Raw genomic sequence first — 26,398 nt, forward strand, 5'->3', positions numbered from 1 at the left:
ATCACTGGACGTCCGAACCGATCACGGTATATCAGTCTGAATACGTTCGCGAAAACGTTCGCAGCGATCGAGTGGCCTTCGGCGTGTCGTTTAGCGGCGCGCCGAAGCCGTTTGGCGAACGGCAACTTTTTGGCAAATTGATGAGCGCCGGGCTCTGGATCGAAGTGCGTTACCGAACCTGGCGGGAGTGGTCCGCAGAAGCCAGCAGTGGTCGGGATAGCGACTTGGGGGCTTCTTCTCGATTGGGGCAGTATGTGCCGATCTCGGCAGCGCCTGTCCGGCTGTGCCGTGGGTAACTGATCGGACTGAGGCGGCTGGGCTCATAACCCAGAGGTCGCAGGTTCAAATCCTGTCCCCGCTACTGCGAAAGGCGGTCCTGGCCAACAGGTTTCAGGACCGCCTTTCAACCTTTGTCGAGGTTGATGACATCGCCATTGGCATCACGCCGAAACGGTCATCTCGGTCAGCCTCGAAAACTCGGTGAAACATATGTCTACCAGGCGCTTTCCATCGGACAAGGTGGGACGAATGAGACTGTGATCGTTGGGTTTCGTGCCCTGTGATCGCATGACCCAGTCGGCGCTTCCTGGGCTCAAGTGGCTTCTGGCGGGGTTGCGGGCAAAGCTATGTGCCGGTTCGATTCTGTGGTGGGGAACAATGCAGTTGGGAACAGTACCGACCAGCATCTTCTTGTTGGGCAACTGGTCATCGAAGCCGAATTCGACCTGAGCGGGAGCAAACGCCAGGCGGATGTACATCTGGGCGCTGACAACCCTGCTGCTGCTTCCGGTCCCTCTTGCCATCGGCAGCGATATCGTCAAGCATGCCTCGGAGCTCAGCACAGTTGGAATTTCGCGCCCCTGATCCCGAACGGCCGGATCCTTCTCGACGGCGGGCTGACTCTCAGCCTGCATACTGATTTCGTCGGAAGTTTTGTTCGGTAATGCTCTGCTCCAGGTTCGCTGATCGAAGCTGATCCTATCGGTCGTCGGTTGTGCGAGCATCCGCGAGCTGTTTTGGGGTGTATCGCCGCAAATAGTCTCGGAAGAAATCTGTGACCTCTTCCGGTATCGGACGGGCGGCGGAGAGTGAGTAGCCGACCACATATCCGGATCCTTTGGCTGCTCCCTTCCGGAATCTGTATTCCGGTGCGTGCGAGTCCAATAGGTTCTGGTAAAGATCCTGGACTTCCAGAAAATCGAAAAGTTCGACCAGGCTCCATTGCGGGATGGAGTCGCCGGGGCTGTTCGGTAGAAAGGTGCGACGCTCGCCATTGTCGCCGCGAAGCGGAAGGCCTCCACATAAGGTTTGGACCTGATCGATACTCAAGAAATGGATTGGGCCAGCGGTTTCCGCGAAAACCCATCGGTTGAACCGTGGGCTTTCGAAGATATCGCCGGCGGAGAGCGCACTGATCTGTTCGGTGAAGCCGAGCCCGGTCCGCACCGTGTCGTGTAGTCGGCCATCGTCACCGCGAACCGTGAGAAGGTGATCGTCCCGGCAGACCCAGTTCAGCAGTTCTGTGCGGAACTGGTCACGGAGCTCGAAAGCGCGGACACAGGACAGGTGGTAGGACCCGTGAAAATAGGTGGTGTCCCCGTCCCACGGTGCCAGGATGCGGTGATAGGGCTGGAGTGACTCGGCCCACCCTTCCACTTCGAGTACATACCGTCCGCAGAATTGGCAGGCGTGGGGCTTGTCGAACATAGGCGCATCCTACAACCGGGCGGATTCGCTTGTGCCCCAGCGCTGATAGGGTCGGCAGACGTCAGCGTGGCCCGCCGGCCGGATGCGCGTGGCAGCCCAGGAGAGCACGAGGAGTATGACGTGTTGTACTACCAAGCCGTATGTCACGGCGAATTCGGAAAGACGCCGCCGTTCACTCTGTTCGTCACCACCGATCGCTCGCAAGATGCGTTGGTGTGGAACCAAGGTATTCAGATGTGGCAGTACGACCCAGCCCGTGTCGTCCGGTTTACCGCAGACTACAAAAATGACGACCGTTACGAGGCGGTCGATCGTGTGACCGCGGAGAAGTTCGCCCGCGAGCTGGCTGCCGATGGTTCATCGGTCAGCGAATTGCCGAGCGAGGGCTGGATCGAATGGTTCTTCCGGTGGAAGGGTGATCCGCCCGACCACGAGGACGTCTCGTGGAACGACGATCTCCATGTTCGGGACCTCGAGAAGAAAGCCGCGCAGGACGATTCATAGCGTTTGCCAAGCCTGCAGACGCCAAGCGCATCGTGCCAGCGAAACAGGACCATGAAATCACTCTCATCACGCGTTCGGGGCTGCGTGATTCCTTCGGTCGGTAAGGCGGGGCTCCGAAGCTAACGTTTGGGGATGACGAGCAGCCGGATATCGGTCGATGTTCGCAGCAGGGTCAGCCGGAGATCGTCGTTGGCCCAGGCGTTTTCGCGGGGGTGGGTGGATGGTGCCTCGGTTGACCGGCCGAGCGCTTCGTCCAGCGTGGTGGACAGCAGGGTGAACGCATAGGTGAGTTGCAACTCGTCGTCGTCGGGTATCGGCATGCTGATGGGTATCTCCAAGCCCTCTGCACGGCCGTCGCGCCAGTAAAGGTAGCCCTGGGCAGTCCCCGGACCGGTGTCGAGCTGGAACAGGCCGGGCGCAGGTTCGCGGATCGGCCAGCCGAATGTCTCGGCGACGAGGCCGGGCTCGGACCGCCACGAAGGGTCGAGCCCGACCAACCGGGTGGCCAGCACCATGACTTCGGTGTATCCGAGGCGCGGCCAGCCTCGATCGGTTGCGTCGCTGGGCACGTGGTCCGAGAATTCCTGGCTGGTACCGGTATCCGGGACTTCCTGGCTACCGCTGATGATTTCCTGACGATCGCTGATGGAGAGCCCGGCGGCGCGGATACCGAGGGCAGCCAGGCCACGCCATGCGGCCGGAGAAGCTGGGTAGGGCGGGTTGACCGGCGATTCGTCGACCGCGAGCAACCATTCGTTCGTGTCACCGCGCCACAGAGTGAGTTTCGCGGTGGGCAGGGCGGGATCGCCTTCGGAGCGCGTGCCGAGCACGGTGCCGACCGGGTCGGTCACTGTGCCGGTTGCGTTCAGGCCGATGGCTTTTCGCAGCTCGTCGAGTTGTAGCTCGTCGAGTCGTCCGGTCAGGGTGAGCAGCAGTCGCTTCATTGTTGCTCTCGTGCGGGGATTCCGAGTAACGGAAGGTCGACGGGCCGGTCGTTCATATTTGAGTTCCAGGCGTCGTAGCTGAGTCCGGACGGGTCGGGTATCTGGTGACCGTCGCGGAACCCGGTGACGATCATGATCGCCAGCTGGCGATAGATCGGCGAGGCAACCGGCCACGGCAACTCGATCCACCAACTCGTGCCGTGATCGCCGGTTTCTGGCGGTTGCCAGCCAGCGGCCGTCATGAGCTCGGGATCTGCAGATGCGAACTCGTCGCCGGGCTTCGGCTTGCCTTGGAATGTCGCCCACAGGGCATCGCTGAGCTGCACCACCTGCGACTGGACATACGATGTCGACGGTCCAGCTCCGCTGATGGTCACGACCGCGCCATCGGGGAGCATGGTCAATTGCTCGGCGAGCCGGTCAGTGAAGTCGCTCCAGTCGTTCAAATCAGCCCCTGCTTTTCCAAATCGACGATTTGGTCATGCGCAGCCAGCCAGGCGTTGGTGACGAGGTCCAGCTTCAGCGTTACCCGCAGCGACTTCAACACGAGCGTGGTCTGCGTTCCAGCCCAACGGATTTCGGGGTACTTGCCAGGAACACGAACGGTCGGTTCTCCGATCGCATTGACCAGCGCCACGGCCATCCCGGCGAATGCGTCGGTGATGCAGGTCGCGCCATCATCCGCGTAGGCGGTGATCTGGGTACTGATCATCCCGGGCCGTCCGGCCAGGGACACGGTGCCGGTCGATCGCCCGAAACCGGAATCGAAGGTCACCGACTCGTCGAGGGTTCGGTTGAGTGTCCATCCGAAGTCCGCCACCAGTTTCGGTGCGTCGTCCAACTCCCATGACCATTCGAGTGAGTGCAGCCGGATGGCCAGATCCACGACGTCGGCGTTGCTCAGTGCCCGCCATTCCGTCATATGAACTCCCTTTACTCGGTCTGCCGGGGCCGACTGGATCCTTGTCCGGTCGCCGAGGAATCGCGGTATCCGTTTGCGCGGAATCGACTGTGCCACAGTACGGAATATGACGGCAAGGCGAGATGTCACGGCCACGTCAGTTTCCGCGTTCCCGCGCCTGTCCTCGCGCTGGGCCCTCCCGCTCCCGGGCCCGTGTCCGATCCGCGGACTCTGCGGCGGCGCGTTCTCGAATGGCTTCGGCGGCCGACTGAGCCTGTCCGATTTCCATGGACAGGCGTATCGCTATCAACTCTGGCGACAATCCGTTCCGGGCTAGCCCCTCGGCGAGCTCCCGTTGCCGCTCGAGAGTGGTATTCGGCATCGGTTGTTGCGTTCGCTGTTCGGCGCCAGGGGGTTCGGGTGTCCGGGGATCTTGTCCACGGGCATCGATACCACGAGCGTCTCGGCCGCGACCGTCGACCGCACGGGCCGCTATAACCCGGGGATCGTTGGCTCGGTACGGCTGTTGCCGGTCGAGTTCTCGGGCGAATACTTCGAGCTCTCTGCCATAGGTTTTCACACGTTCGGCATCGAGCGCCCGGGTCGCCATTTCGGCATGCTCGCGAGTCAGACCGAGTGATTCGAGCACCCGGGCGTCCCGTTCACGTTCGAGTGCGATGCGCTGCGCGATCGCGTCGTAATTGGTTTGCACCGCATTCAGGTTGGGTGTCTCGCCTTCCTGGACTATCCCCTCCATGACACGAGCGTTTTCGCGAACCCTCTCGACGAACCTCGCACGTTCGTCACGTTCCGGCACATCCCGTTCGCGGGCTTCCAGCACCCGGGATTCCGCTTGTCGCACGATCTCTTGCCCGAGGGACTCCCGGGCCTTACCGAATGTCTCGGCTCGCTTGTCCTCGAGCGATCGGGTGACAGCTTCAGCATGTTCGGGTGCCAATCCCAGCGACCGGACGACCTCGGCATCCCTAGCCCGATCCTTTTCGATCTGGTTGGTGACGGCGTCGTATTCCTCTCGCACCCGTCCAAGCTCGAGTTCCTTGCCCTGTTCGCGGGCTGCCTCCACCTCGCGAACCCGCTCCAGTGCTCGTTCCCGGACCTGTTCACGCTCCAACCCGTCCCGTTCCCGGGCCTCCAGTACCTTGCTCTCTGCCTGCCGCACGATCTCTCGGCCGAAGGTGTCCTGCGCGCGGCCGAGCGTATGCGAGCGCTCGTTATCGAGTAGGTCCCTGGCCTTTTGAACGTGCTCGGGCTGCAGCCCCAATTTCGCGAGCGCGCGGGCCTCCTGCGTTCGCTCGAACGCGATTGCCTGCTGCACGCGACCATAGTCCTTTTGCAGCTCGGCAAGGTCCACTGTCTTGCCTTTGGCGAGAGCGTCCTCGAGTTCACGCACTTGGCCCAGCATGTGGCCAAGGAAGCGTTGGCGCTCCGTCCGGTACTCGGCACGGTACTCACGGGCGATCGCGGCGGCTTCCTGGACCAAGTGCCGGGTGGCCGCATCCAGATAAGCCAGCGTTCCACGATGTCCATCGTGAAACTCCAGGCCGAGCATCTCTCTGGCCAGTGACGGATTGAGCTCTATGCCGGATGTGCGCAGCAGCTCCAGGCCGCGCTCGAGTTCCAGCTTCTGCAGCCGCCCGAGATCCCCGTTGACTGCCGAAATCTCCCGACTTAACTGGTTGAGGGTAAGGCCGCGCTCCTGTGCGTTTCGGATTGATTCCATAGCGGCGTCGATGCGCGCCTGTAGTTCCAACGATGCACCCGGGGTTGCTCGGCTGGCCTGATAGATCTCGACTGCCCGATCGAGCGCTCTGAGGCTATCCGGGTCCAGGCCTTCCCTGATTCTTTCTCTTGCCAGCTCGATTTCTCGGACCCGGTTTTGTTCCAATTCGAGGGCGATCTCTTGCACGGTCGGAGGTGTTCGGACGATACCGGCCAGATCGAGAATCGGTAGTCGCACACCGTCGACATCCTGGTTGAAGTAGCTGATCGTTATGTCGCCATTTTTCGCGGCATGGGCCAGCACATATCTGTCTTCCAGGGTGCCATTGAGGTGAGAAGCTATGATGTCTTCCCGGATCTTGATCTGTGCCTTTCCTATGTCGCTTTGCGGATCGATTCCTCGTGCGATCATGTCTTCGGGGCGTTCATTCAGAAAGCGAATGAGATTTTGATCAATCGCTGCGGTGCGCACCTTATACTGGGGTGTCATCTGTTCCACCCGGCCGTATTCGGCGGTATTCGCGGCTCCGGTCTCGGAGCCGACGCCTTTACACTCGATGAAGATGATGAGTGTTCGACCACCGGTCGCGTCCGATGCGGGGACGCCTATGATTATGTCGAACGTCTCCGATCCATCAAAATTCAGCTTTCCGTCGATCATGCCTTCGTAAGGAGTCAGAACCACCGCGCCCGGGAACCTACTCGGATCGATTCCATAGTCGAGTCCGCCCATTTCGGCCATGGCCTTAGATAGGTCAACGAGGTCCTTCCCAAGTGCGTTGTATTCAGTAGCGACCTCTCTGAGCTCCGGTATTCTGTCGCTCAGGTGCTCCAGGTACTGTTTCTGCACATCGGTTAGCCCGGATTTTCCAAGCTCGTCGTTGATCTCTTTCGCTTTGGCTGCAAGCAGCCCTTCAAGTTCGCCCTGCTTCAGGTCGTGGATGGATTCTATTCCGAAAAGGTTCATAAGTTCTCTGGCTTCGATGCCAATTACTTTTCGGTCATCACCCAAGGCGATACGATCACCGGACGTTTTGGTGAGTTCTTTCCCGATGTCTGTGTTCTTGATGTCGTGACGTTCGTCTCTTTCTTGCAGTTTTTCTATATCGGAGTCTCGCACAGTCTCTGGGTTTTTGATCAAACCATGGTCGTCGGCCAGTGCGTATTTCTCCCCGCCTATCCATTGGCGCCACGTACCCTCACGGTCGCCTTCGGCGTGCAAATGATGACGATTGGCGTGATTGATGTCCTTGCGGTCGTCCGCGTTGAATTCTCGCCACGTGCCGGGTGGATCCGGCGCAAGGCTCGGAAAACGGCTCACGTCACGGTGTAACAGCCCGTCCGGACCACGGTACAAGCCCGGCGGTGCAGGAGCTTCGCGGTCCTGTTTGCTGGGAACCAAGGGCTCGTGCGGAGTCTTGTACACATCTTTGGCCTGTTGCGGCGCCACTTGGTTGTCTGCGGGCGTGATGCGGTTGGGGTCGGCGGCCTGGGCGTCGAGCTGTGCGAAGTGGATGTCCAAGTAAGGCCCAGCTCCAGGTAGATTCCCAGGATCGTGCCGGTAGGGCTCTCCGTCCGGTCCTCGAGTATGCCGGGCCATTTCCCGCGACGGCGCAGTACCGTCGGACGGTTTCGCCGCTATGAGGTCGCGGACCGGGACCACCCGGCCCTGGCGGTCGATGGGGCCGCCTTCGGGATGGGTTCCGGCAGGCAGCACTTCGGAGTCGTCGAAGAACCGGACCTGTCCGTCACTGCCGATCACGGCCTCGATATGCGGTGTGACCTTGTGTAGTACATCGAGCCGCATGCTGTCCCCGGTCGCCGCGGCGGTGCTGGTCTCATACTCGGAGGCAGGTCCAGGGAGGCGTTCCTCGGGATGGGTATGGATGGTGAATTCGTACTCGCCCCTGAGAGATTCGGGAATGGTGATGATTGATTCCGAGCCACGCAGGAGTCGTAGTTCGCCAGCGGTGTTCTGCACCACCGCGTGTTCGACGCCGGTGTAGCGCCAACAAGATCCCGAACCGATGGGCGACCCTTCAATCAGCCTGACGGGGAGAAACCGTGGAGAGCCCGTTGCGTCGAGAGGCGCACGGCGGGTTCGGCGAGAGGTCCGGGGAAACGGAGCAGGAGCAATCCCGCCACCGCGCCCCGGGCCTACTCAGCGATTGACCCGGTTCGGGATGCGAAGGGGCGGTTGATAGTTCATCATGTCGCGAGTGTTCTGATCTTGGACCGATGGAGGTCCTGTTCCCGCATCTGGACGGTCTGCGGATCGAGATGATCCGCGCGGCGGGCTCGACGGTACGAATCGAGGCCGCCACGGGTGGGGATCCGGTGGGCTGCACCGGTTGCGGAACGCTGTCCGGCAGGGTTCACAGCCGGTATCAGCGGCGATTGTCCGATAGCTCGATCACGGGCCGGGAGGTCGTGATCGGGTTACGGGTCCGCAGGCTGTTCTGCGACAATTCCGATTGCGGCAAAACAACTTTCGCCGAGCAGTTACCACAGCTGGCGGCCCGGCACGCCCGCCGCACGCTCGTCTTGGAGCGTGCGTTGTGCGCGGTCGCGCTGGCATTGGGCGGCCGCGCGGGAGCGCGGCTGACCCGGCAGTTGGCCGCGACGGTGAGCCGGATGACTTTGCTGCGCCAGATCCGGGCACTGCCCGATCCAGCGGCCGCGGTCCCGCGGGTGCTGGGTGTCGACGACTTCGCCCTGCGTCGCGGGCACAACTACGGAACGATCCTGATCGACATGCAGACCCGCCGCCCGATCGAGGTCCTGGACGACCGGACCGCTGACACCCTCGCGGCCTGGCTGCGAACCCACCCGGGAGTGGAGATCGTCTGCCGTGACCGCGCCGGCGCCTACGCCGAGGGCGCCGCTGCCGGAGCACCGGACGCGATGCAGGTCGCCGATCGCTGGCATATCTGGCACAACCTCGGCGAGGCTGTCGAACGCACCGTGGCCCGCCACTGCACCACTCTTGCGGCCGCGATCGTGGAACCCGCACCGCAGGACCGGCCCGAGGTGGCCGAGGTTGCCGCCGAAATACATTGCGGGCCAGTGGCACCCGACCAACGGCAGGACCGCACCGCGGTCCGCACACGCCAGCGTTGGGCCCAGGTCCACGCCATGCTGGATCAAAAAGATCCTGCGCACCAACAAGCTGTCGACGGTATGGCACTCGATCGTCAAGGACACCGAGCTGTCATGGTCGACGCTCAAGACGCTGCGCAGCACCCGGGCCACCCGGGTCGCGGAGGCGCACGGCATTCCCGCGGCACGGCTGATCCTGGGGCACGAGGAGAACTCCGCTATCACCACGCAGGCGTACGTGAACCTGGAACGCCCCGTGGTCGATTACGCGGACACCCAGTGAAAACGTTCGCAAAGCGTTCACGGGGCGTCCGTGAGCGGCCGTGCTCCGGTGTTTCAGCTGGCAGAACCCTCCGCAGGCTGCAAACGCAGGGAGATGCTGTTGATGCAGTACCGCTTGTCTGTGGGCGTTGGGTAACCCTCGCCCTCGAATACGTGGCCGAGGTGGCTGTGGCAGTTGGCGCACAACACTTCTACGCGCGGCATGTCGAGGGAGTTGTCGGAGCGCAGGATTACCGCTTCGGATTCGGCTGGGTCGAAGAAGGAGGGCCAGCCGCAGTGGGAGTGGAATTTCTCAGTGCTGCGGAACAATTCGGAGCCGCAGGCTCGGCATTCGTAGATGCCGTCGGTTTCGGTGTCGGTATATTCACCGGTGAAGGCGCGTTCGGTGCCTGCTTCGCGCAGGACCTGGTATTCCTCCGGGCTCAGCTTGGCTCGCCACTCCTGCGGGGTGAGCTGGATGCGGGGAGTCGGTAGCGAAGTATCGGCGTCGGAACTCATGGGGTCCACGCTAATACTTCGCCGGGGGTGTTGAGCGAGTCAGCTGGTGACGGGGACGGCGGTGCGGGCTTGGCCGTTGGTGCTCGGTGCGGCTTCGAGTTCGGGGTGCATCCACGCCGGGTCGAGGGTTTTGCCGACCTGCAGGCGGCCTTCGCGGCGTGCAGCGAGGTAGCGGTCGCCGAGGACGCAGAAGACCACGATGAGTAGCAGTCCCCAGCCGAAGGTGACGCGCAGGTAGTCGAGGGAGCGTCCGACGCTTTGCCAGCGGTCGGATAGCCATTTGTCGTAGGACATGAATCCGAAGACGGCGACCCAGGCCGGCCAGTTCCGCATGACCGAATTGCGTTGCACCACAGTCATGAGAATGGGGAACAGGAACATCGAGTAGTACATCTGGCCGAGTGAGCCGAGGACCAGCGTGCCGGTGATCAGCAGTCCGGAGGTGGTGCAGATGAAGAAGACTTCGTCCTCGCGGTAGTACCGGTACAGCAGCCACAGCGAGATCGCCACCATTACCCCGAGGGTGAGGCGAATGAGCAGGGTCAGCCAGTCCGCGACGCCGTAGTACCCGGCATTACCGACGATCGCGCTGTTGAAGTAGTCGCGGGATTCGGCCAGGTACGGCAGCGTATGCGTCCAGAACTGCTTGTAATCCACGATCAATGGCCAGGCGAGCAGATTCAGGACAATGGGCACCGCGGTCGCGGTACAAAGCGTTTTCCATTGCCCGCGCGCGAGCGCGACCAGCAGCAGCGGGGCCAGCAATGGTCCCTTCACCGAGATAGCCAATCCCATAATCACACCGGCCCAAAGGTCTTGGCGGCGCAACAGCAGATGGATGAACACCACCATCGCCAGGAACAGGCAGCCGTTGATATTGGTGAACACCAGTGTGTTCGTCACCGTTTCGGAGGTGAACATGGCCAGCAGCAGGGCGGGCGCGGCCACCGAGCTCAGCGTGTAGTTGAACAGCCGCAGCAGCAGATATCCGGCGAGCATGATCGCGATAGCGTTGATGAGGATGAATCCCCATCGCGATTTCTCCGGATCGATGATCGCCAATGGCGAGATCAGCAGCGTCCCGCTCGGCGGATACAGATAATGCGGGTCCGTCGAGGAGAAGTTCGCGTTGTAGATCGGCTTGTGGTTCAAGAACGCCAGCGACGCGTTGTACACCGGCCGGAAGTCATCGGTGATGTACCCGTTGACGGCCTTGATGATGACGCGGTTCAGCACAGTCAGGACCGCTAACGGCCACAGAGCGAAGTTCAGGACCTCGGCGGTGGTGCGAGCGGTGCGGGGCTCGAGCTGGCGAAGGAACACTCGGGCACGGTACACCGGAACTTCACATCACGGGTGCGCGGACCCGCCGTGACGTCCCAATCCTCGGCTTCCGGCGCTGTCTTCCCGGTGCCTCGGATGACGGGGGAGCAGCATGCCGGGATGAACGGAAGGTGACACCGAAGATGTCAAGCCGGGCAGGCGGTGCCGTCCTGGGGCAGCTTGGCGTCCTTCAGATAGTCGGTGACGGTCTGCTGGGCGCAGCCGGAGTGCGCGAAAGTCGGGTGGCCCCAGCCTTGCCAGACCACGGTGGCGGTGCGGGCGCCGGCTTTGCCGAGGGCTCCGGTGACGGAGGGGCGGCTGTCGATGCCCGCGACCGGGTCGGCTTCACCGCCGATCACCAGTACCGGGTGGTCGAGTTTCTCGGGCAGTGCGGTACTGGTCGGCGTAGGCCAGGCCGAGCAGGCCATCAGGTCGATGGCCCCGACCTTGCCGAATACCTGGTATTTCGCACCCCATTGGGCGGCAAGCTCTTTGGCGCGCCCCGGGGTGGCGGGTTCGTGATTGTCGCTGCAGCGGTTCACATATTCACCGTCATTGGCGATGGTGGAGGTTTCCCGCAACACCAGCGGTGTTATCGCCCCCTGATCCCCGTGCCCCAAAGCCGAAAGCGCGTCGGCGAATTCGGTGATCTGCGGATTACCGAGATTGCGCGGATCCCCGAGGAATCCATTCAGCGTGGTCACCAGCGCCGCCGCGGACAGATCGCCGAACCCTCCATTACCCGCCCGATTCACCAGATCGGTAATGGCCGCGCGCGGATCCCCGCCGAGCGAACACTTCAATGCCACACACTTCTGCGCGAACGCGGTCAGCGCCGCCTCGGCACCGCGCACCCGCTGTTCCGCGCGCCCGATGGAATCGAGTCCGACCGCCTGCGGTGAATCCAGCACCAGCCGCCCGAGGTGCTCGCCGTACTTGCGCGCGTAACTCATGGCCACGGTCGCCCCGCTGCCCGTTCCCATGAGCGCGATGTGATCGACCTGCCACTGCTTGCGCAGCTGATCGATGTCATCGGCGGCGTGCGCGGCATCGAACGTCCCCTGCGCGGGCGACAGGAAATCCAGGCACGCGATGGTGGCGTCCTGACTGGCCTTGGCCACCGTGTCCACGGGATCGGCTGTGCCGTGCGTGAATTGGGCCTGATCGGCGATGGTGCGCCGAATCTCGTTGGTGAGACAGCTGACCGGCTGCGAACTCCCGATCCCGCGCCGATCGATGGCCACGATGGGCCGCGCCGCGAGCAGCGACCCGGACGGCCCGGCCGCCAGCGCCGCGAGTGTCGCGGTGGATGCCCGATCCGACCCGGAGGTCAACACCAGCGGCGCGACATCCTTGGGCGTCCGGTCATACCGTGCCCGCATGGCCGCGGTCCGGAAGTTCCCGCCCACGGCCCCGCTGATATCGACCTGCGTGCTGTATTCGGCACATTCGAGAATCAGCCCGTTGGGCGGTGTCCCCAGCGACAGCAGATTGAATGTCGGCACCGTGCAGTCATGCCAGGCCAGATCGGTCTTGGGCACCTCGGGTGCGGGCGGCGGCGTATCGGTCGGCGCGGTACTGGTTTCGACGATCCCGGCATGCGGTCGTTCGACGGCCACGGCGGGTCGATCCGAGGGTCCGGCGGCACAGCCGGTGGTCACCACGATCGAGAGTGTCGACGCCAGCAGAGCGGCCCGAGTCCAGCGCATGCGGTACAGCCTGCCAGGTCTCGCACCCGGTTTCAGCTACAGGGTGTGTGGACGCACCCAGCGAGTCAGGATCGTGCCGTCTTGGTCGAAGATCAGGTGGCGGCATGTCATGGGTGTGGGCATGGCATTGGGAGACATCGCGATTCGCCGTTCCGTCCCCGCGACCAGCATGGGAGACAGGGTGAGACAGAGTTCGTCGACGGCCTCGGCGACTATGAGATCGCCAAAGAGCGCGGGTCCGCCTTCGCACAGCACGCGTCGCATGCCGAGTTCTTCGAGGGCTTTGCGGAGTCCGCCCGCGGTGACGCTGGTGTCGCCGGCTTCGATCACCTGCCCGCCCGCGGCGGTGAGCGCGGCCTTGCGATCCTCGGGCGCGGCGGCGGTGGTGAGAATGATCGGCCGTGCCCCGGTATCGGTGAACAGCCGACTACTCGGGTCGAGCGTGGCGGTGGCCGTCACCACCGCGATGCGCGGTGGCGCCCCGGCCGCGTCCCCGCCGAACCCGTGGTGATGCAGCCGAATCCGCAGCTGCGAATCCGTATGCGCCGCCCCGTAATTCTCCGCCCGCGCGGTGCCCGCCCCGACGACCACCACATCGGCGAGGTCGCGCAGTATCCGGAACACCTTCTTGTCCGCGGGCGTGCCGAGCCCGCCGGAGCGTCCGTCCACGCTGACCGCGCCGTCGATACTGCTGACGAAATTCACCCGGATCCAGGGTTCCGCAGGTCCGGCGGGGTACGCGTACAGCGCCAGCAGATCGTCGTGGGTGAGTTCTGTGAGCTGGATCGCATTGGGCATACGCTGCATGAGAACCGATTCCACCACGTAACTAGGCTGTCGCGGTGCAACAACGCCTCGTCGATCGCCACCCGGAGGTTCCGGCCGACCAACTAGTGGCTCAGATGGTTCCCCCGCCGACCTTCGACGAGGTGAGCTTCGCAAGCTACATCCCCGATCCGCAGCAGCCGTCGCAGGCGGCCGCGGTGCTGAAGGCGGAGCTATTCGCCGATCAGGTCACCAAGCTGCATCGGGCCGCTTCGAAGAAGAGCCTGTTCGGTAAGAAGAAGCCGGTCTCCGGTATCGGCCTGTATCTCGATGGTGGCTTCGGCGTGGGTAAGACCCACCTGCTGGCTTCGATCTTCCACAGTGTGCCGGGCCCGAAGTCGTTCGGCACCTTCGGTGAGGTGACCAACCTGGTCGGCGCGCTGGGGTTCAACAATTCCGTCGAGCGGCTCGCGGCCAATAGCGTGCTGTGTATCGACGAGTTCGAGCTCGACGATCCGGGCGACACCATGCTGGTGTCGCGGCTGCTCTCGGAGTTGACCGCGCGCGGTGTCTCGGTGGTCGCGACCTCGAACACGCTGCCGGGTCAGCTCGGTGAGGGTCGTTTCGCCGCATCGGATTTCATGCGTGAGATCAAGAAGCTGGGTTCGCTGTTCGAGCCGATCCGGGTGGACGGCCCGGATTACCGGCATCGTGATCTGCCGCCCGCCCCGGAGCCGACCTCGCCCGAGCTGCTGGCCGAAAAGGCTTCCCACACACCGGGATCCACGCTCGACGAGTTCGAAGCCCTGTTGAAGCATCTGAGTACGTTGCATCCGTCGAAGTACAACGCGCTGATTCACGGCGTGTCGGCGGTGTACATCTCCGGTGTGCATACGGTGACCGATCAGGCGGTGGCGCTGCGCATCGTCGTCCTGGCCGACCGGTTGTATGACGCGGGGACTCCGGTCACCGTTTCCGGGGCCAAGCTGGACGAGATTTTCTCGCAGGAAATGCTCGATGGCGGATATCGCAAGAAGTATCTGCGTGCCATCTCACGCCTGCTGGCGTTGTCGCGGTTCGAAGCTCCGGCGACCGCCTCTTAGATTGCCGTCCGGTGAAGTCGTGCCGGGCATTCGAGAAAGGGAAGTTCGTATGATCCGACCCCGCGTGCTCGGCGCCTCCCTGGTGCTTGCCTCCGCGCTGTCCTTCGGTTCGATGCCGGCTTTGGCGTTCGCCGATCAGCCCGCCGTCGTGGCGGTGCAGCCGCCTGCCGCGACCGGCAGCGTCGTGGTGAACACCGCGGATCGTTCGCTGAACCTGCAGGGTGTGGTGAACGCGCGGGACGCCGGCGGTTACAAGACCACCGACGGTCACACCGTGCGCACGGGTCTGGTGTACCGCACCGGTGAGCTGGCCAAGGCCACGGATTCGGATCTGGCCGAACTGACTTCGCGCGATGTGAAGTCCGTGCATGATCTGCGCACCGGCATGGAGCAGCAGCTCATGGGCGTGGACAAGGTGCCCGCCGGTGCCACCGAGTACCACAACGACATTATCGGCCAGGCTCCGCCGCAGGTCATGGCGTCCACCCTGTCCGCGGGCACGGACCTGTACCGCGCCTTCATCACCGCCCCTGGCGCGAATGAGGGTTTCGCGGACGTACTGCGCGATATCGCCACCAACCCCGGCGCGGTGCTCTACCACTGCACCGCCGGCAAGGACCGCACCGGCTGGACTTCGGCTGTGCTGCTGTCGATCCTGGGCGTCGACCGTGACACCGTCACCTACGACTACCTGCTGTCGAACTACTACCGCGGTGCGACCGACGGCGACATGGTGAACGGCGTCAGCGCCGCCGCCCTGAACGCCGCCTTCGACCAGGCGAGCCAGTCCTACGGCAGCTTCGACAATTACGTCCGGGACGGCCTGAAGCTGACCGACGCCGACATCTCCGCCCTGAAGGCGAAGCTCCTCTCCTGAGAACCCTGGCGGTAGAACTCAGCTCGCTTCGGCGACCTGAGTTCTATTGCCGCGCAGGCTGTATCGCTCGCGGGCCTGGGCCGGAGTGATGGTCTCCAGCGTGGTGGGCGGTTCCTTCGACAGATGCTGTTTCAGGATCTGTCCCGCCATCGGCGCGATGAACGGCGCGGCCTTGATAAGGCCGAAGGAGCCGAAAAGCGTGAAGAGCCAGACGATCAGCTTGGCGGGGAGCTTCACCAGCGGGTCCACGATGCGAGGAACGTTGTAGCGGCCCAGCTTTCGCATCCACATCGGGGTGAGCGCTGCCGTGGTGAGCGAAAGCGCAATGCTGCCAAGGGCATACGAGATGCCCGCCCCATTGCGCGGTGAGGTGCGCAGCAGTTGGTGCATACCCTCTTCGGCGCGCACCGAGCTGCACAGGCGCGGCTTCACCTTCTCGAAGTAGGCGCGCACCTCATCGCGTGAGCGCGGCACGTCCTCGGGCTTGCAGGTCTGGAGTTCGGCGGCGATCGCGCATTCTTCCCAGTACCGCAATTCCTCTTCGGCACTGAGCTTTCCGGGCCCGTACGCCTCGTACGCCTCGAGTACCGAATGCCAGCCGGTGATGTGAATCCACAGCTGAGTTTCCGGACTGTTGGCCGCGTACCGCTGCCCGGTGATGGGTTCGATGCCGGTCATCGGCGCGTGCACCTGCATGAGGTGTTCGGAGGCCTGAATCGCGGTGCGCCCGTCGCCGATGGCCACGAGCAGGAAGTACGCGAAGGTGTGGTCGAGCCGGCTGCGCGGATTGGTGTAGATGCCGCGCGCGTCGGCGACGGCCGCGGTGAGGAACGGATCGAAGAATTCCAGCACGGTGGCGCGCTGGAAGCCGATGACCGCGGTCGGTGCGGTCCAGATCTTCCAGCTGGGGGAGTCGGGTCCGAAGAACCCGTAGTCGTCCCGGCGAAGGGTGGTCGGATCGAAGCCCATCGGTGTCTCCTTGTGCGCTGCCCGCCTCAGCGGTGAATACAACGCAACCGTAGCAATTGGATGCGTCGAAAACAACGGTCGCGTAGGATTTTGGCGGGGAGGGTGCCGAGGGCTCTCCGACCGGCTGACATCATGAAGCCGTGGAGGTGGAGAGACAGTGACGACATCACGCGCGGCGGCCGAACGGCCGAGGCGCCGCTATGCCCCGCGCTTACCGCCGGAGCAGCGGCGGGCGCAATTGCTGGACGCCGCCTTCGAGGTGCTGCGCCGGGCCGAGCTGCACGAGCTCAGTATGGAGGCGGTCGCCCAGCAAGCCGGTGTGGGAAAACCGGTGCTGTACACCGTGTTCAAGACCCGAGCCGATCTGGTGGAGGCGCTGCTGCAGCGCGAACGTGAACGCGCCCTGGAGCAGGTGGCCGACACCCTGCCGACCGATCTACTCGACGACGATCCGGTCGGCGTCGCCTCGCGCACGGTGGCCGCGTTCGTCGGTGTGGTACTCGCCGATCCGACCCGCTGGCGTCTGATCCTGGCCAGTCCTGGCAGCGCTCCGGAGGAGTACCGTGCGGCCCTGCGCAGTTCGCGTGTAGGTATCTTCGATCAGGCCGAGGCCCTGGTCCGCATGGGCGCGACCCTCGATCCGCGTTGGGCCACAATAGATTCCGGCCTGCTCACCAATTCCCTGCTCACAGTCGCGGAGATGCTCGGCGGCCTGGCCGTCAGCGATCCGGCCGACTACCCGCGTGAGCGCCTGGAGGATTTCGTCCAGTCCATCGTCCGATTGCTGAGCGGCCCGGCGGCCTGAATCGGGCCGGGCATGGCGCGAAAAAGGGTTGACAGCTTCGCTGCGACGGCTATAGGTTACCAACCCTCATGCATTTCTTCTTCCTGTAATCGCCACGTCGCGTTGAGCTTTCGCTCCGCGTCGTCTTCTCACACACCGAGAACAGGGGATACCCATGCTTACTGCCCAACTCACGCTCGTAGAAGTAACCAAGCGATACGACGACCGCGTCGTCCTGGATCGTGTCAGCCTCACCATCCAGCCCGGTGACAAGGTCGGTGTGGTCGGCGACAACGGCTCCGGCAAATCCACGCTGCTGCGATTGATCGCCGGGCGGGAACGACCCGACAATGGCGAGCTGATCGTGCACTCACCCGGCGGGACGGGATACCTGGCGCAAAGCCTGGATCTCCCGCCCACCGCGACGGTCGCCGACGCGATCGACTTGGCGCTCAGCGATATTCGGGATCTCGAAGCCCGCATGCGTCAGGCCGAACAGGCGCTGATCGCGCCGGGTTCGCTCGGCAAGCGCCTGGCGGTCTACGAGGATCTCGTACAGCGATTCGAGGCGCGTGGCGGATATGAGGTCGAGCAGCGGGTGGAAGCCGCCCTGCACGGCCTCGGCCTCCCCGGCCTGGATCGAAATCGCTTGCTACACACACTCTCCGGTGGTGAACAGCGACGTCTGGCCCTGGCCGGAACTCTCGCCTCCGCCCCCGAACTGCTCCTACTTGACGAGCCCACCAACGACCTCGACGACGCGACCGTGGAATGGCTCGAACGCCACCTCCGTGCCCATCGCGGCACCGTCGTAGCGGTCACCCACGACCGAGTATTCCTGGAACGCATCACCTCCGTGGTCATCGAAGTGGATGCGGCCCAGGTCTCCCGCCACGGCAATGGCTACGCGGGCTACCTGACCGCGAAAGCCGCAGCCCGCCAACGTCAACAGCAGCAGCACGACGCCTGGCGAACCGAACTCGCCCGAGGTGAACGCCTCGCGGAGTCCAATGTCGCTCGCCTGGAAGCCATCCCGCGCAAACTCCCCCTGGCGGTCTTCGCCGCGGGCCCCTTCCGCACCCGCAGCCGAGGCCACGGCGCACAGTCCCGCATCCGCAACGCCAAGGAACGCGTAGCCAGACTGACCGCGAATCCCATTGCCGCACCGGCAGATCCATTGCACTTCACCACGCGAATGACTGCCGCCGGGGGAGCGGGCGGGCTACGGGTCGCGGAGCTTGCCGACATTGTGGTCGAGGATCGATTGCGGCTGGATGGTCTGCGGATCGGTGCGGGCGAACGGCTGTTGGTTACCGGTCCGAACGGGGCCGGTAAGACCACGCTGCTGCAGGTACTGTCCGGTGAATTGTCACCGGACAGTGGGGAACTAACTGTGCGCGGTCGCGTCGGTCATCTACGTCAGGAGGAATTGCCTTGGGCGGCAGGCGAAACCGTCTTGGAGGCATTCGCCGCAGGCCGCGTCGGCTATCCCGATGAGCATGCGGAGGAGCTTCTCGCGCTGGGTCTGTTCCGGGCGGCCGATCTGACCCTGCGGGTGCGGGAGCTGTCCTACGGTCAGCGCCGCCGCATCGAATTGGCAAGGCTGGTAACGGATCCCGTCGATCTGCTACTCCTGGACGAGCCGACGAACCATTTGTCCCCCGCCCTGGTGGAGGATCTGGAGCAGGCCCTGACCGGCTTCCCGGGCGCGGTAGTCCTGGTTACCCACGACCGCCGTATGCGTAGTCAATTCCGTGGCAGCACCCTGGAAATGCCTGCGGCTCAGAACTTGTACTGCATGACGTAGTCGCTGTGAGTCTGCGTCCCGACCAGGAAGGTTTTGGTACCGGCGATCTCGAATCCGTGTTTGCTGTAGAACCGCTGGGCACGCACATTCTCCTGGTTCACGCCCAGCCACACCGCCGCATTGCCCGCATTCCGGGCGGTTTCGAGTACCGCGGACATGAGTCCGGCGGACACCCCATCGCCGTGGTGTCCGGGCAGCACGTACATCTTGCTGAGCTCGGTTACCTGCCGCAGCGTAATCACCGCGGCCACATCGGGATTGGCGGGTTCGGCGGTGTGCAGCAGGCTGTATCCGACGATTCGTCCATCCGAGACGGCTTTGAGAACCGTTCGGGTCGGATCGGTGAGGTATTCGCCGAACCGTTCCGGTGAGAGCCATTCGCTGACGAACGCCGCGATATCGGCGGCCGTGGATCTCGGCGGGCAGGCCAGTGGAAAGGTCGCGGCGGCCACTTCGCTCAGGGCTTCGGCATCGCCGCGACCGGCCCGAACGATGGTGACGGGGGAGTTGCTCACTGGTCCAGTGAAGCATGGTCCGTGGCGGCCCGGGCGGGCGCTCCGGTGCCTCCGGTGCGGGTGTGGAAGACCTGCGCGAACCCGATCAGCACCACCGCGAACAGCAGCGGCACCACGAATCCGGCCCGCAGATTCGCCCCGGCCGAGATGGCGCCGACGACCACACCACCCACCAGCGTCCCCGCGTAATTGAAGAGGTTGAGCCGTGCGATCAGCGCATCGAGCCCGCGCCCGCTGGTGAGCTGTCCGGTCTCGCTGAAGCACAGCGGTGCGATGAGCGGCAATCCGATTCCGGCAATGAGGAATCCGATAATCGCGACAACCGGCACGGGAGACGCGAGCACCACGACGAGCCCGATCGAACCCACGATGGACGCGCCCCGCACCACCATGCGCGGCCCGTACCGCCGCACCCAGATATCGCCCGTGAGCCGGCCCAGCAGCGAAGCACCTTGGTAGGCGGCCAAAGCCAGCGCCGCGGTCGACGACGAGGACAGCAGCACATCGGTGAGATACAGCGCCGACCAGTTGCCCACCGCGAAGTCGATGGCGAACGCCAGCGCCAGCACCACACCGAAGATCAGGAAGATCCGCGTGGGCACCGAGGTAACGGGTTCCTGCTCGGCGGGCCCGGCCTCGGCGTCATCGCTGCCGAGCAGTCGCGGCCCCGCCGCCACCGCTCCCGCGAGCACGACCGCGGACGCGGTCAGAATCGTCACCCACAGCGGCACATTCAGCCCCTCGAACGCGGAGACGAACAGCGCCCCGACAATCGACCCGCCACTCCACGCCGCATAGAACGAGGACAGTACGAACCGCCCGTACCCGTGCTGAATGAACACCGCCTGCATATTGGTGCCCGCGTCCACGATGCCGACCGCGATCCCGTACACCCCGAGCGCGATGAACAGCACGACCTTGTTCGGCGAGAACGCCACCGCCACACCCGAGATCGCGATGAGCAGCAGCCCGATCCGCAGCGCCGTCCGACTGGACCAATGCAGCGCGATCTTCTCCGCGGTGAGACTGCCGCCACCTGCGAGCACGGAGATCATGGCCACAGAGGCGACGATGAGCGTATCGGTGAGTCCGAATTTGTCGCGCTGCTGCGGCAGCTCGGTCAGGACGACGGCCAGGAAGAACCCCTGGAGTGCGAACGCCACCGAATTCGCGGCGCGCGCCGCACGGAGCTGCGGGTTCGTGGTCTCGAGCATCCCGAAAGAGTAGCGGCGGCAATCGAGTCCGGCATCCCGGGCGGCGATAACAATCCGCCCGGCCGTTCATTACGACGCGCTCGCGGTTGGGTAACGAATCTTGCCGCTTTCCTGTCTGGGTACCCATGGGCTGCGGCACTCTGGAGACTAAGGCGTGGACCGGTGGTTTCCGGGTACATCGGAAGCGGTTCATGAAGAAGTGGCTGGGGCGGTGATCGTGTGAGCACGAGGCAAGTGGAAGTTCCGAGCGGGCAATCGGTGGCCCTCGTCGATCCGGAACCGAATCGGATACCGGCGGTGGCGGATTCGCGTGGGCATCGGCCGGGTGAGCGGTGCCGGGAACCGGGATGTGCGAACTGTCATCGGGATGTGCAGCGGTTGAAGTTCTGGCTGCGCGCACGATTGGTGGAGGCCGGTGCCGACGAGGCGCGAGTGGATGTCGAGATCGGTGGATTGACGCCGGATCTGTTGTGGCGCAGCGGCGATCGGGTGTGCGCCATCGAGGTGCACAGTGCGGCACCGGAGTTGGGGCGCGCGCGCCAGCTCACCGCCGCGTTGAAGTCGGGTGGTGTCGGTGAGGTGCTGTGGATTACCCCGCCCGGTTTCTGGACCGCACAGCTGCCCGCCCTGGGTATCGACGATTTCGCGCCCGCGGCGTGTGACTACCGGGTACTGGGCGGTATGCTCTCCGCCGGCCCCGGTGGTGTGGTCTCGCCCAGTCAAACCGCCTGTGAGCTAAGGGAATTCATCACAGGTTGGGTCGCGCAGGAGCACGCTTACGGCTGCCGCGACGAGCACATGGGAGGCTGGGCCACGGTGACCGATTGGGAGCGCCACACTCGGACACAGGCGGCGGTGATCGCACGGCAGCGCCAGGAGCTTATGAATCAGCGCACCGCGCTTGCCCTGGCGCGCAAGGCCACCCGCGATAAGACCAAGCAGATGCTGCGTTTGACGCATCGGCTGGAGCGGGCCGAGGTCGCCGCCCAGGAGCAGGCCGATGATCTGGCGCAGGCACGTCGCCGCATAGCCGATCACAGCCGGGTGGATGCCACGCTGCGGATTACGGTCGCCGGTCAGAAGGCGGCGATCATGCACTGGCAGTTGATCACCTGGTTCGCCGTGTTGATCATCATCACCTTCATAACCGCGGGTGTGTTGATCCGCTGACTGGTAACCGATTGGTCACGATCGTTGAATATCGTCGCGCGCAAGGGAAGTACGAGCTTTGAGAGTTTGAGGTAGTGCGTTGACGAGCATTCGTAGGACTGTCGCGAAAGCCCAGGTGGAGTTGGTCCGTCAGGTGGTGAATGTGCTGACCGTGCCGCATCGTCTGCCGCGGCCGTTCGGGCCGACGCTGAATGATCGCGTGGCGGGTAAGACGGTGCTGATCACCGGCGCGTCCAGTGGTATCGGTCGCGCCCTGGCATTGCGGGTGGCGGACGCGGGCGCGCTGGTCATCGTGACCGCCCGTCGCACAAGCGAATTGGATCAGCTGGTCGCGGAGATCCGGACGCGGGGCGGCAAGGGTTTCGCCATCACCTCGGATCTGTCCACCGCCGAGGGCGTGGACAAGCTTGCCGATGAGGTGCTGGTCGAGTTCGGCGCACCGGATGTACTGGTCAACAACGCGGGCCGCTCCATCTGGCGTTCGGTCGCCGCGTCCGAGCATCGCCTGCATGATTTCGAACGCACCATGCGCATCAACTACTTCGGTCCGGTCGGGCTGATGCTGCGCCTGCTGCCGGAGATGCGCCGGCGTGGTTCCGGCCATATCGTGTCGAGCTCCTCGCTCGGTGTGATCACCGATGTGCCCCGCTTCTCCGCCTACGTCGGCTCCAAGGCCGCGCTCGAAGCGGTGAACCGGATAGCAGCGGTCGAATGCCTCTCCGACGGAGTCGCTTTCACCGACGTCCGCATCCCCCTAGTAGCCACCGATATGAGCGCCTCCCTGGGCTGGAGCGGCTACAAAACCCTCTCCGCCGATGCTGCGGTGGACATGCTGGTCGACGCCATCGTCCGCCGCCCCGCACACCTGGAGAACCTGCACGGCGCCCTGTCCCTGTGGTTCAACCGCATGCTTCCGAGCGTGGCCCGCCAGGGCCTGAATTCCCTGCACCGCATGCTCCCCGACACGGAGCTAACGAAAGCCCCTGCGCCGCAGCCGGAACCGGCCGCGGTAACCGACGACGATCAGGTCACCTCCAGCACGCTCGTCGGCACCCCATAGCGCAGGAACCGAACCCCGCGGCGCGCATCGGTCTCCTCCCGATGCGCCCGCAGGGCTCGGCCGCATTCAGATGTGTACCCGGCTACGGCTTCTCGATGTTCTCGAAGTCGAAGAGTCCGGACCAGGTGACCTTGGCTTTGACCTTGTCCGAGCGGGCCGCTGCGGCGCTGTACTCGAGCACGGGGATGTCGGCCATATCGGCCAGCAGCAGGGTTTGGGCTTGGGCTAGCAGCCCGTAGGCCTGATCGGGGGTGGCCGACGCCAGGGCCGCGTTGATGAGCCGGTCGACTTCCGGGTTGGCGTAGTCGATGTCGTTGGTTTCCGAGCCGGACAGGTACTGCGAGGTGAGGAATTCGAACATGGACGGGTAGTCGCCCTGCCAGCCATACCGGAACGCCTTGTTGATGGTGCGATGGGTGACTTCGTCGCGCACGTTCTTGAAGGTCGGATACGGGAACCCTCCGGTGTCGATGCCGAGGGTGTTCTTCACGCTGTTGGCAATGGCTTCGATGACCGCCTGGTGATCGCCGTCGGCGTTGTAGGCGATCTGCAGACTGCCCGACCACGGGGAGATGGCATCGGCCTGCGCCCACAGCTTCTTGGCCTCGTCCGGGTTGAACTTCAGCCATTGCGCGCCGGGCAGGTCACCGCGGAACCCGGGCAGGGTGGAGGCGGTGAAGTCGAGGGCGGGCAGGCGCGCGCCGTGGAAGATATTGGCGCAGATCTGTTCTCGGTTGATCGCCATCGAGACCGCCTTGCGCCGCAGCACGCCCTCCGCGCCACCGAAGTGCGCCAGGTTCGGCTGGATACCGATGTGCAGGTTCTGTGCGGTGGGATGGTCGATGGCGCGGTCGCCGAGATCCTTCTTATAGGTTTCCAGCGCGCTGGTGGGGACGGTGTCGAGCGCGTCGAGGTTGCCGGCGAGCAGATCGGCGTAGGCGGTGTCGAAGGACTGGTACATCATGAACCGCAGCCCTTTGTTCTTCGCGGGCCGTCCGCCGTGATAGCCCGGGTTCGGCTTCACCTTGATCTCGACATTGTGATCCCAGCTGGTCAGCTCGTACGGGCCGTTGCCGACGGGATGTTCACCGAACGCCTTCATATCCTTGAAGGCGACCTCGGGCATCGGATAGAACGGCGAGAAGCCCAGTGACAGTTCGAAATCCATCGAAGGCTGGGTGAGATCGACTGTGAACGTACGTGTGTCGACCACTTTGAGCCCGGACATGGTCTGCGCCTTGGGCGGATCGGCTGCCACATCGGTGTAGCCGACAATGGGCGAGAACACCCAGTTGTTCAGCTGGCCATTGGTGCCCAGTGCGCCGTAGTTCCAGGCGTCGACGAATGATTTAGCGGTGACCGGCGTCCCGTCGGTGAAGGTCCAGTCCGGTTTCAGCGTAATGGTGTAGTGCTTCCGGTCCGGTGAGTCGATCGACTGCGCGAGCTCGTTGAAGGATTTGCCGTCCACGTCGTAGTACTTGAGCCCCGCGAACAACCGGTCGACGACGCGCCCACCCATGTTCTCGTTGGTATTGGTGGGCACCAGGGGATTCTGTGGCTCACCGGCATTGACTGTGACGTATCCGTCATCGCCGCCACTGCTGGACGAACACCCCGTCAGCGCCGGACTGGCGATCAATGCGGCCGCGAAACACAAGGCGGCGATAGTCATTCGTTTCAAAATTCTCCCCATTCCTGCGTGTGTGGCACAGCCGTGGCGTCAGGCGTCGAGGCACCCGCCCGGCTGCGGCTATCGTGGGAGGGTAGCGATCTTGAACGGCGTAACCACAGGTCTGAATCGTATTTGTTTCAGCATATTTGCGTCCCGGCAATACGAAATTCGGCCGGAGCTCACCCGTGTGTGAGCCGGAACGGCCCACGGTCCCAGCGCCATTGGTGCCGTAGCACCAGTGCCGCGAGGTCGAGGAGTTCGATGCCGGTGTCATCGCGGTAGCGGCGTAGTTCGGTCCAGTCCATGGGGCCGGCGGCCAGTCGGTTGCGCAGTAGATTCTCGTGCCGGGTATTCACCTTGTGCGCCATGAGATCCGCGACGCCTTCCTCACTGCCGGTCCAGACCAGCCAGCCCCAGCCGTGGGCGTGCGCGTAGGCGCGTCCCGCGGCGGATTTGACGCGGTTCACATGGAATGCGGTGTGAGCCAGAGGAATTACGTCGATCAGCACGACCCGGCCGTCGGTGAAGCGGGCGACGGCGGTGGGGTAGTGCACGCGTTCGCTGCCGTCGATGTCGTAGACGATCTCGGCCGGGTACTCCTGGAAGCTCTCGACGCGTTCGCTGCCGTCCAGCTGGCGCAGCATGCGAGCCTGTAGCCCGGTGTCGAAAGTCGTTTCGCGGGAGAGTTTTTCGGAGTACATCGACCCGCGCCCGTCATCCCCGAGATCCAGGGTGCGCGCGGGAGCTCCGGGCAGTTCGTCGGGCGACCCGTCGGCCCATTCCACGCGATGCAGCCAAGGGTTCCAGATGCCCGCCGGCACCTCTTCCAGATGCTCGGGCGGCATGAGATGCCACCGCCCCTTCTGCTGCCAGCCGGCGATGCGCTGGAATACGAAGCCCGCCAACCGCTTCGACTCCTGCAGGTCATGCCCGGCCAGGCGCAGCTTCAGATAAGCACGGTCCTGCGCGACGATATCGCTGTCGGTGGCATAGGTTTCCGCGAGCAGCGTGCGCACCAGACGTTCATCGCTCCACCCGAGTGGATACCGCTGGGCGAAGACGCTCAGATCATGTTCGCCGTCGAGCTGTGCGGCACGCACCATATTGCCCACGGCACGGGTGTAGAGCTGGCGCGCACGATCGCGGGATACGCCGAAGCGTGCGCCCAGCAGGGTCAGGGTTTCCGGGGGTTCGCCGTCCAAGCCGAGACGGCAGGTGATGAGCTCGCCCTCGCGCGGGCGTTCGACAGCTTGTTCGCCGACCATGATGGCCAGCACCTCGTCGATATCCTCCAGCCCGAAGGCATCGGAGGATATCGCCGCACGCTCAGTTCTCGTCACAGTGGCCCCTGCCGTTTCGCCAGTCTGTTCGACGAGCTTAGTGGCGGGGGCCGACAGGTTGCGGGAGGTCGGCTACCGAATCAGCCGATTGCCGCGTTCATGATGGTTCCGGCGCTGGTGGCGATGATGCCGCCGATCATGGCGCCCGCCACCATCTTCGGCGAGGCCAGGCCGCCGCCGGACCATTTCTCCCACGCGAAGCGACCGCCCGCGTAGGTGATGCCCAGGACACCGGAGAGCAGCACGAACCAGGTGAAGTAGCGGACCAGCTTGAGCAGCTTGTCGGCCACCGGCGGTGTCTCGGGTGTGGGGTTGCTGATCTGGGCGAGCACGGAGCTGTCGCTGAGATGAAGCACAGTGTCGTGGAAGGCGCTGAGCATGGGGGTCACCCCAATGACGTTACCTCGAAAACAGC

General features: G+C 64.0%; 24 protein-coding genes and 1 pseudogene. 9 read left to right on the forward strand and 16 right to left on the reverse strand.

Features of this window, described 5'->3' with window-relative positions; translation table 11 throughout:
* Positions 1 to 440: 440 nt before the first annotated feature.
* The gene (locus GFY24_RS36720; RefSeq protein ID WP_153809721.1) at positions 441 to 1,004 is read right to left on the reverse strand and encodes a hypothetical protein; all 564 of its coding nucleotides are present in this window, start codon (positions 1,002 to 1,004) and stop codon (positions 441 to 443) included.
* A complete protein-coding gene (locus GFY24_RS36725) occupies positions 979 to 1,707 on the reverse strand; it encodes a hypothetical protein (RefSeq protein ID WP_153809722.1) in 729 nt (242 codons plus the stop codon). Before GFY24_RS36725 ends, GFY24_RS36720 begins: the two co-directional genes overlap by 26 nt.
* Before the next feature lie 120 nt (positions 1,708 to 1,827).
* Here GFY24_RS36725 and GFY24_RS36730 point away from each other — a divergent pair, with 120 nt between their 5' ends.
* Positions 1,828 to 2,211 (forward strand): hypothetical protein, encoded by a 384-nt coding sequence (locus GFY24_RS36730; RefSeq protein ID WP_153809723.1) that lies wholly within the window; start codon positions 1,828 to 1,830, stop codon positions 2,209 to 2,211.
* A gap of 119 nt (positions 2,212 to 2,330) precedes the next feature.
* Here GFY24_RS36730 and GFY24_RS36735 read toward each other — a convergent pair whose 3' ends face one another.
* The 4 genes from GFY24_RS36735 to GFY24_RS36750 all read right to left on the reverse strand — a co-directional run bounded on the left by GFY24_RS36735 (position 2,331) and on the right by GFY24_RS36750 (position 7,780).
* Positions 2,331 to 3,155, reverse strand: a complete 825-nt coding sequence (locus tag GFY24_RS36735) for a DUF6301 family protein (protein ID WP_153809724.1) — start codon at positions 3,153 to 3,155, stop codon at positions 2,331 to 2,333.
* Positions 3,152 to 3,601, reverse strand: coding sequence for a hypothetical protein (locus GFY24_RS36740; protein WP_153809725.1), 450 nt, complete (start codon positions 3,599 to 3,601; stop codon positions 3,152 to 3,154). The genes GFY24_RS36735 and GFY24_RS36740 overlap by 4 nt, the downstream gene beginning before the upstream one ends.
* Positions 3,598 to 4,077 (reverse strand): DUF6301 family protein, encoded by a 480-nt coding sequence (locus tag GFY24_RS36745; protein ID WP_228567014.1) that lies wholly within the window; start codon positions 4,075 to 4,077, stop codon positions 3,598 to 3,600. The genes GFY24_RS36740 and GFY24_RS36745 overlap by 4 nt, the downstream gene beginning before the upstream one ends.
* Positions 4,078 to 4,213: 136 nt before the next feature.
* Complete coding sequence (locus GFY24_RS36750; protein WP_153809727.1) at positions 4,214 to 7,780, reverse strand: hypothetical protein; 3,567 nt, start codon at positions 7,778 to 7,780, stop codon at positions 4,214 to 4,216.
* A gap of 296 nt (positions 7,781 to 8,076) precedes the next feature.
* Here GFY24_RS36750 and GFY24_RS43945 point away from each other — a divergent pair.
* Positions 8,077 to 8,730 (forward strand): annotated as a pseudogene (locus tag GFY24_RS43945) (ISL3 family transposase); the annotation flags it as partial.
* Between the two features lie 106 nt (positions 8,731 to 8,836).
* Positions 8,837 to 9,178 carry a hypothetical protein gene (locus GFY24_RS36760; RefSeq protein WP_153809728.1) on the forward strand — a complete coding sequence of 114 codons (342 nt, stop codon included), beginning with the start codon at positions 8,837 to 8,839 and terminating at the stop codon, positions 9,176 to 9,178.
* A gap of 53 nt (positions 9,179 to 9,231) precedes the next feature.
* On the opposite strand, the gene msrB is transcribed toward GFY24_RS36760, so the two are convergent.
* From msrB to GFY24_RS36780, 4 genes are all read right to left on the reverse strand, one after another.
* On the reverse strand, positions 9,232 to 9,675 hold the full coding sequence (gene msrB, locus GFY24_RS36765) for a peptide-methionine (R)-S-oxide reductase MsrB (RefSeq protein ID WP_153809729.1): 444 nt from the start codon (positions 9,673 to 9,675) through the stop codon (positions 9,232 to 9,234).
* 39 nt (positions 9,676 to 9,714) lie between these two features.
* Positions 9,715 to 10,998: a glycosyltransferase family 87 protein gene (locus GFY24_RS36770; protein WP_309231777.1), complete on the reverse strand. Its 1,284-nt coding sequence runs from the start codon at positions 10,996 to 10,998 to the stop codon at positions 9,715 to 9,717.
* Positions 10,999 to 11,144: 146 nt separating this feature from the next.
* Entirely contained in the window at positions 11,145 to 12,707 is a 1,563-nt protein-coding gene (locus GFY24_RS36775) for an alpha/beta hydrolase (protein ID WP_153809730.1), read from the reverse strand.
* 36 nt (positions 12,708 to 12,743) lie between these two features.
* Positions 12,744 to 13,514 (reverse strand): pyrimidine reductase family protein, encoded by a 771-nt coding sequence (locus GFY24_RS36780; protein ID WP_194853159.1) that lies wholly within the window; start codon positions 13,512 to 13,514, stop codon positions 12,744 to 12,746.
* Positions 13,515 to 13,549: 35 nt separating this feature from the next.
* Between GFY24_RS36780 and zapE the strand changes: the two genes are divergently transcribed.
* Together zapE and GFY24_RS36790 are read left to right on the forward strand one after the other, a co-directional pair.
* Positions 13,550 to 14,575, forward strand: a complete 1,026-nt coding sequence (zapE, locus tag GFY24_RS36785) for a cell division protein ZapE (protein WP_309231778.1) — start codon at positions 13,550 to 13,552, stop codon at positions 14,573 to 14,575.
* Between the two features lie 49 nt (positions 14,576 to 14,624).
* Entirely contained in the window at positions 14,625 to 15,452 is an 828-nt protein-coding gene (locus GFY24_RS36790) for a tyrosine-protein phosphatase (protein WP_153809731.1), read from the forward strand.
* 18 nt (positions 15,453 to 15,470) lie between these two features.
* On the opposite strand, the gene GFY24_RS36795 is transcribed toward GFY24_RS36790, so the two are convergent.
* Positions 15,471 to 16,421, reverse strand: a complete 951-nt coding sequence (locus tag GFY24_RS36795; RefSeq protein WP_153809732.1) for an oxygenase MpaB family protein — start codon at positions 16,419 to 16,421, stop codon at positions 15,471 to 15,473.
* Positions 16,422 to 16,578: 157 nt separating this feature from the next.
* Here GFY24_RS36795 and GFY24_RS36800 point away from each other — a divergent pair, with 157 nt between their 5' ends.
* On the forward strand, positions 16,579 to 17,226 hold the full coding sequence (locus GFY24_RS36800; protein ID WP_309231779.1) for a helix-turn-helix domain-containing protein: 648 nt from the start codon (positions 16,579 to 16,581) through the stop codon (positions 17,224 to 17,226).
* 154 nt (positions 17,227 to 17,380) lie between these two features.
* The gene (locus GFY24_RS36805; protein WP_153809733.1) at positions 17,381 to 19,012 is read left to right on the forward strand and encodes a TlrC/CarA/OleB/SrmB family ABC-F type ribosomal protection protein; all 1,632 of its coding nucleotides are present in this window, start codon (positions 17,381 to 17,383) and stop codon (positions 19,010 to 19,012) included.
* Here GFY24_RS36805 and GFY24_RS36810 read toward each other — a convergent pair.
* Entirely contained in the window at positions 18,988 to 19,527 is a 540-nt protein-coding gene (locus GFY24_RS36810; protein WP_309231780.1) for a GNAT family N-acetyltransferase, read from the reverse strand. The genes GFY24_RS36805 and GFY24_RS36810 overlap by 25 nt on opposite strands.
* On the reverse strand, positions 19,524 to 20,741 hold the full coding sequence (locus GFY24_RS36815) for an MFS transporter (RefSeq protein WP_153809734.1): 1,218 nt from the start codon (positions 20,739 to 20,741) through the stop codon (positions 19,524 to 19,526). Before GFY24_RS36815 ends, GFY24_RS36810 begins: the two co-directional genes overlap by 4 nt.
* Positions 20,742 to 20,960: 219 nt before the next feature.
* Between GFY24_RS36815 and GFY24_RS36820 the strand changes: the two genes are divergently transcribed.
* Complete coding sequence (locus tag GFY24_RS36820; protein ID WP_309231781.1) at positions 20,961 to 21,911, forward strand: hypothetical protein; 951 nt, start codon at positions 20,961 to 20,963, stop codon at positions 21,909 to 21,911.
* Between the two features lie 79 nt (positions 21,912 to 21,990).
* Positions 21,991 to 22,971 (forward strand): SDR family NAD(P)-dependent oxidoreductase, encoded by a 981-nt coding sequence (locus GFY24_RS36825; protein ID WP_153809735.1) that lies wholly within the window; start codon positions 21,991 to 21,993, stop codon positions 22,969 to 22,971.
* A gap of 82 nt (positions 22,972 to 23,053) precedes the next feature.
* On the opposite strand, the gene GFY24_RS36830 is transcribed toward GFY24_RS36825, so the two are convergent.
* The 3 genes from GFY24_RS36830 to GFY24_RS36840 form a co-directional block, all read right to left on the reverse strand.
* Positions 23,054 to 24,643 (reverse strand): ABC transporter substrate-binding protein, encoded by a 1,590-nt coding sequence (locus GFY24_RS36830; protein ID WP_153809736.1) that lies wholly within the window; start codon positions 24,641 to 24,643, stop codon positions 23,054 to 23,056.
* A 179-nt stretch (positions 24,644 to 24,822) separates the two neighbouring features.
* Positions 24,823 to 25,983, reverse strand: coding sequence for a hypothetical protein (locus GFY24_RS36835; RefSeq protein ID WP_194853158.1), 1,161 nt, complete (start codon positions 25,981 to 25,983; stop codon positions 24,823 to 24,825).
* Positions 25,984 to 26,063: 80 nt separating this feature from the next.
* The gene (locus GFY24_RS36840; protein WP_067564484.1) at positions 26,064 to 26,363 is read right to left on the reverse strand and encodes a hypothetical protein; all 300 of its coding nucleotides are present in this window, start codon (positions 26,361 to 26,363) and stop codon (positions 26,064 to 26,066) included.
* Positions 26,364 to 26,398 lie beyond the last annotated feature (35 nt).

The sequence above is a fragment of the Nocardia sp. SYP-A9097 genome (assembly GCF_009649815.1).
In the GTDB taxonomy this organism is placed as follows: domain Bacteria; phylum Actinomycetota; class Actinomycetes; order Mycobacteriales; family Mycobacteriaceae; genus Nocardia.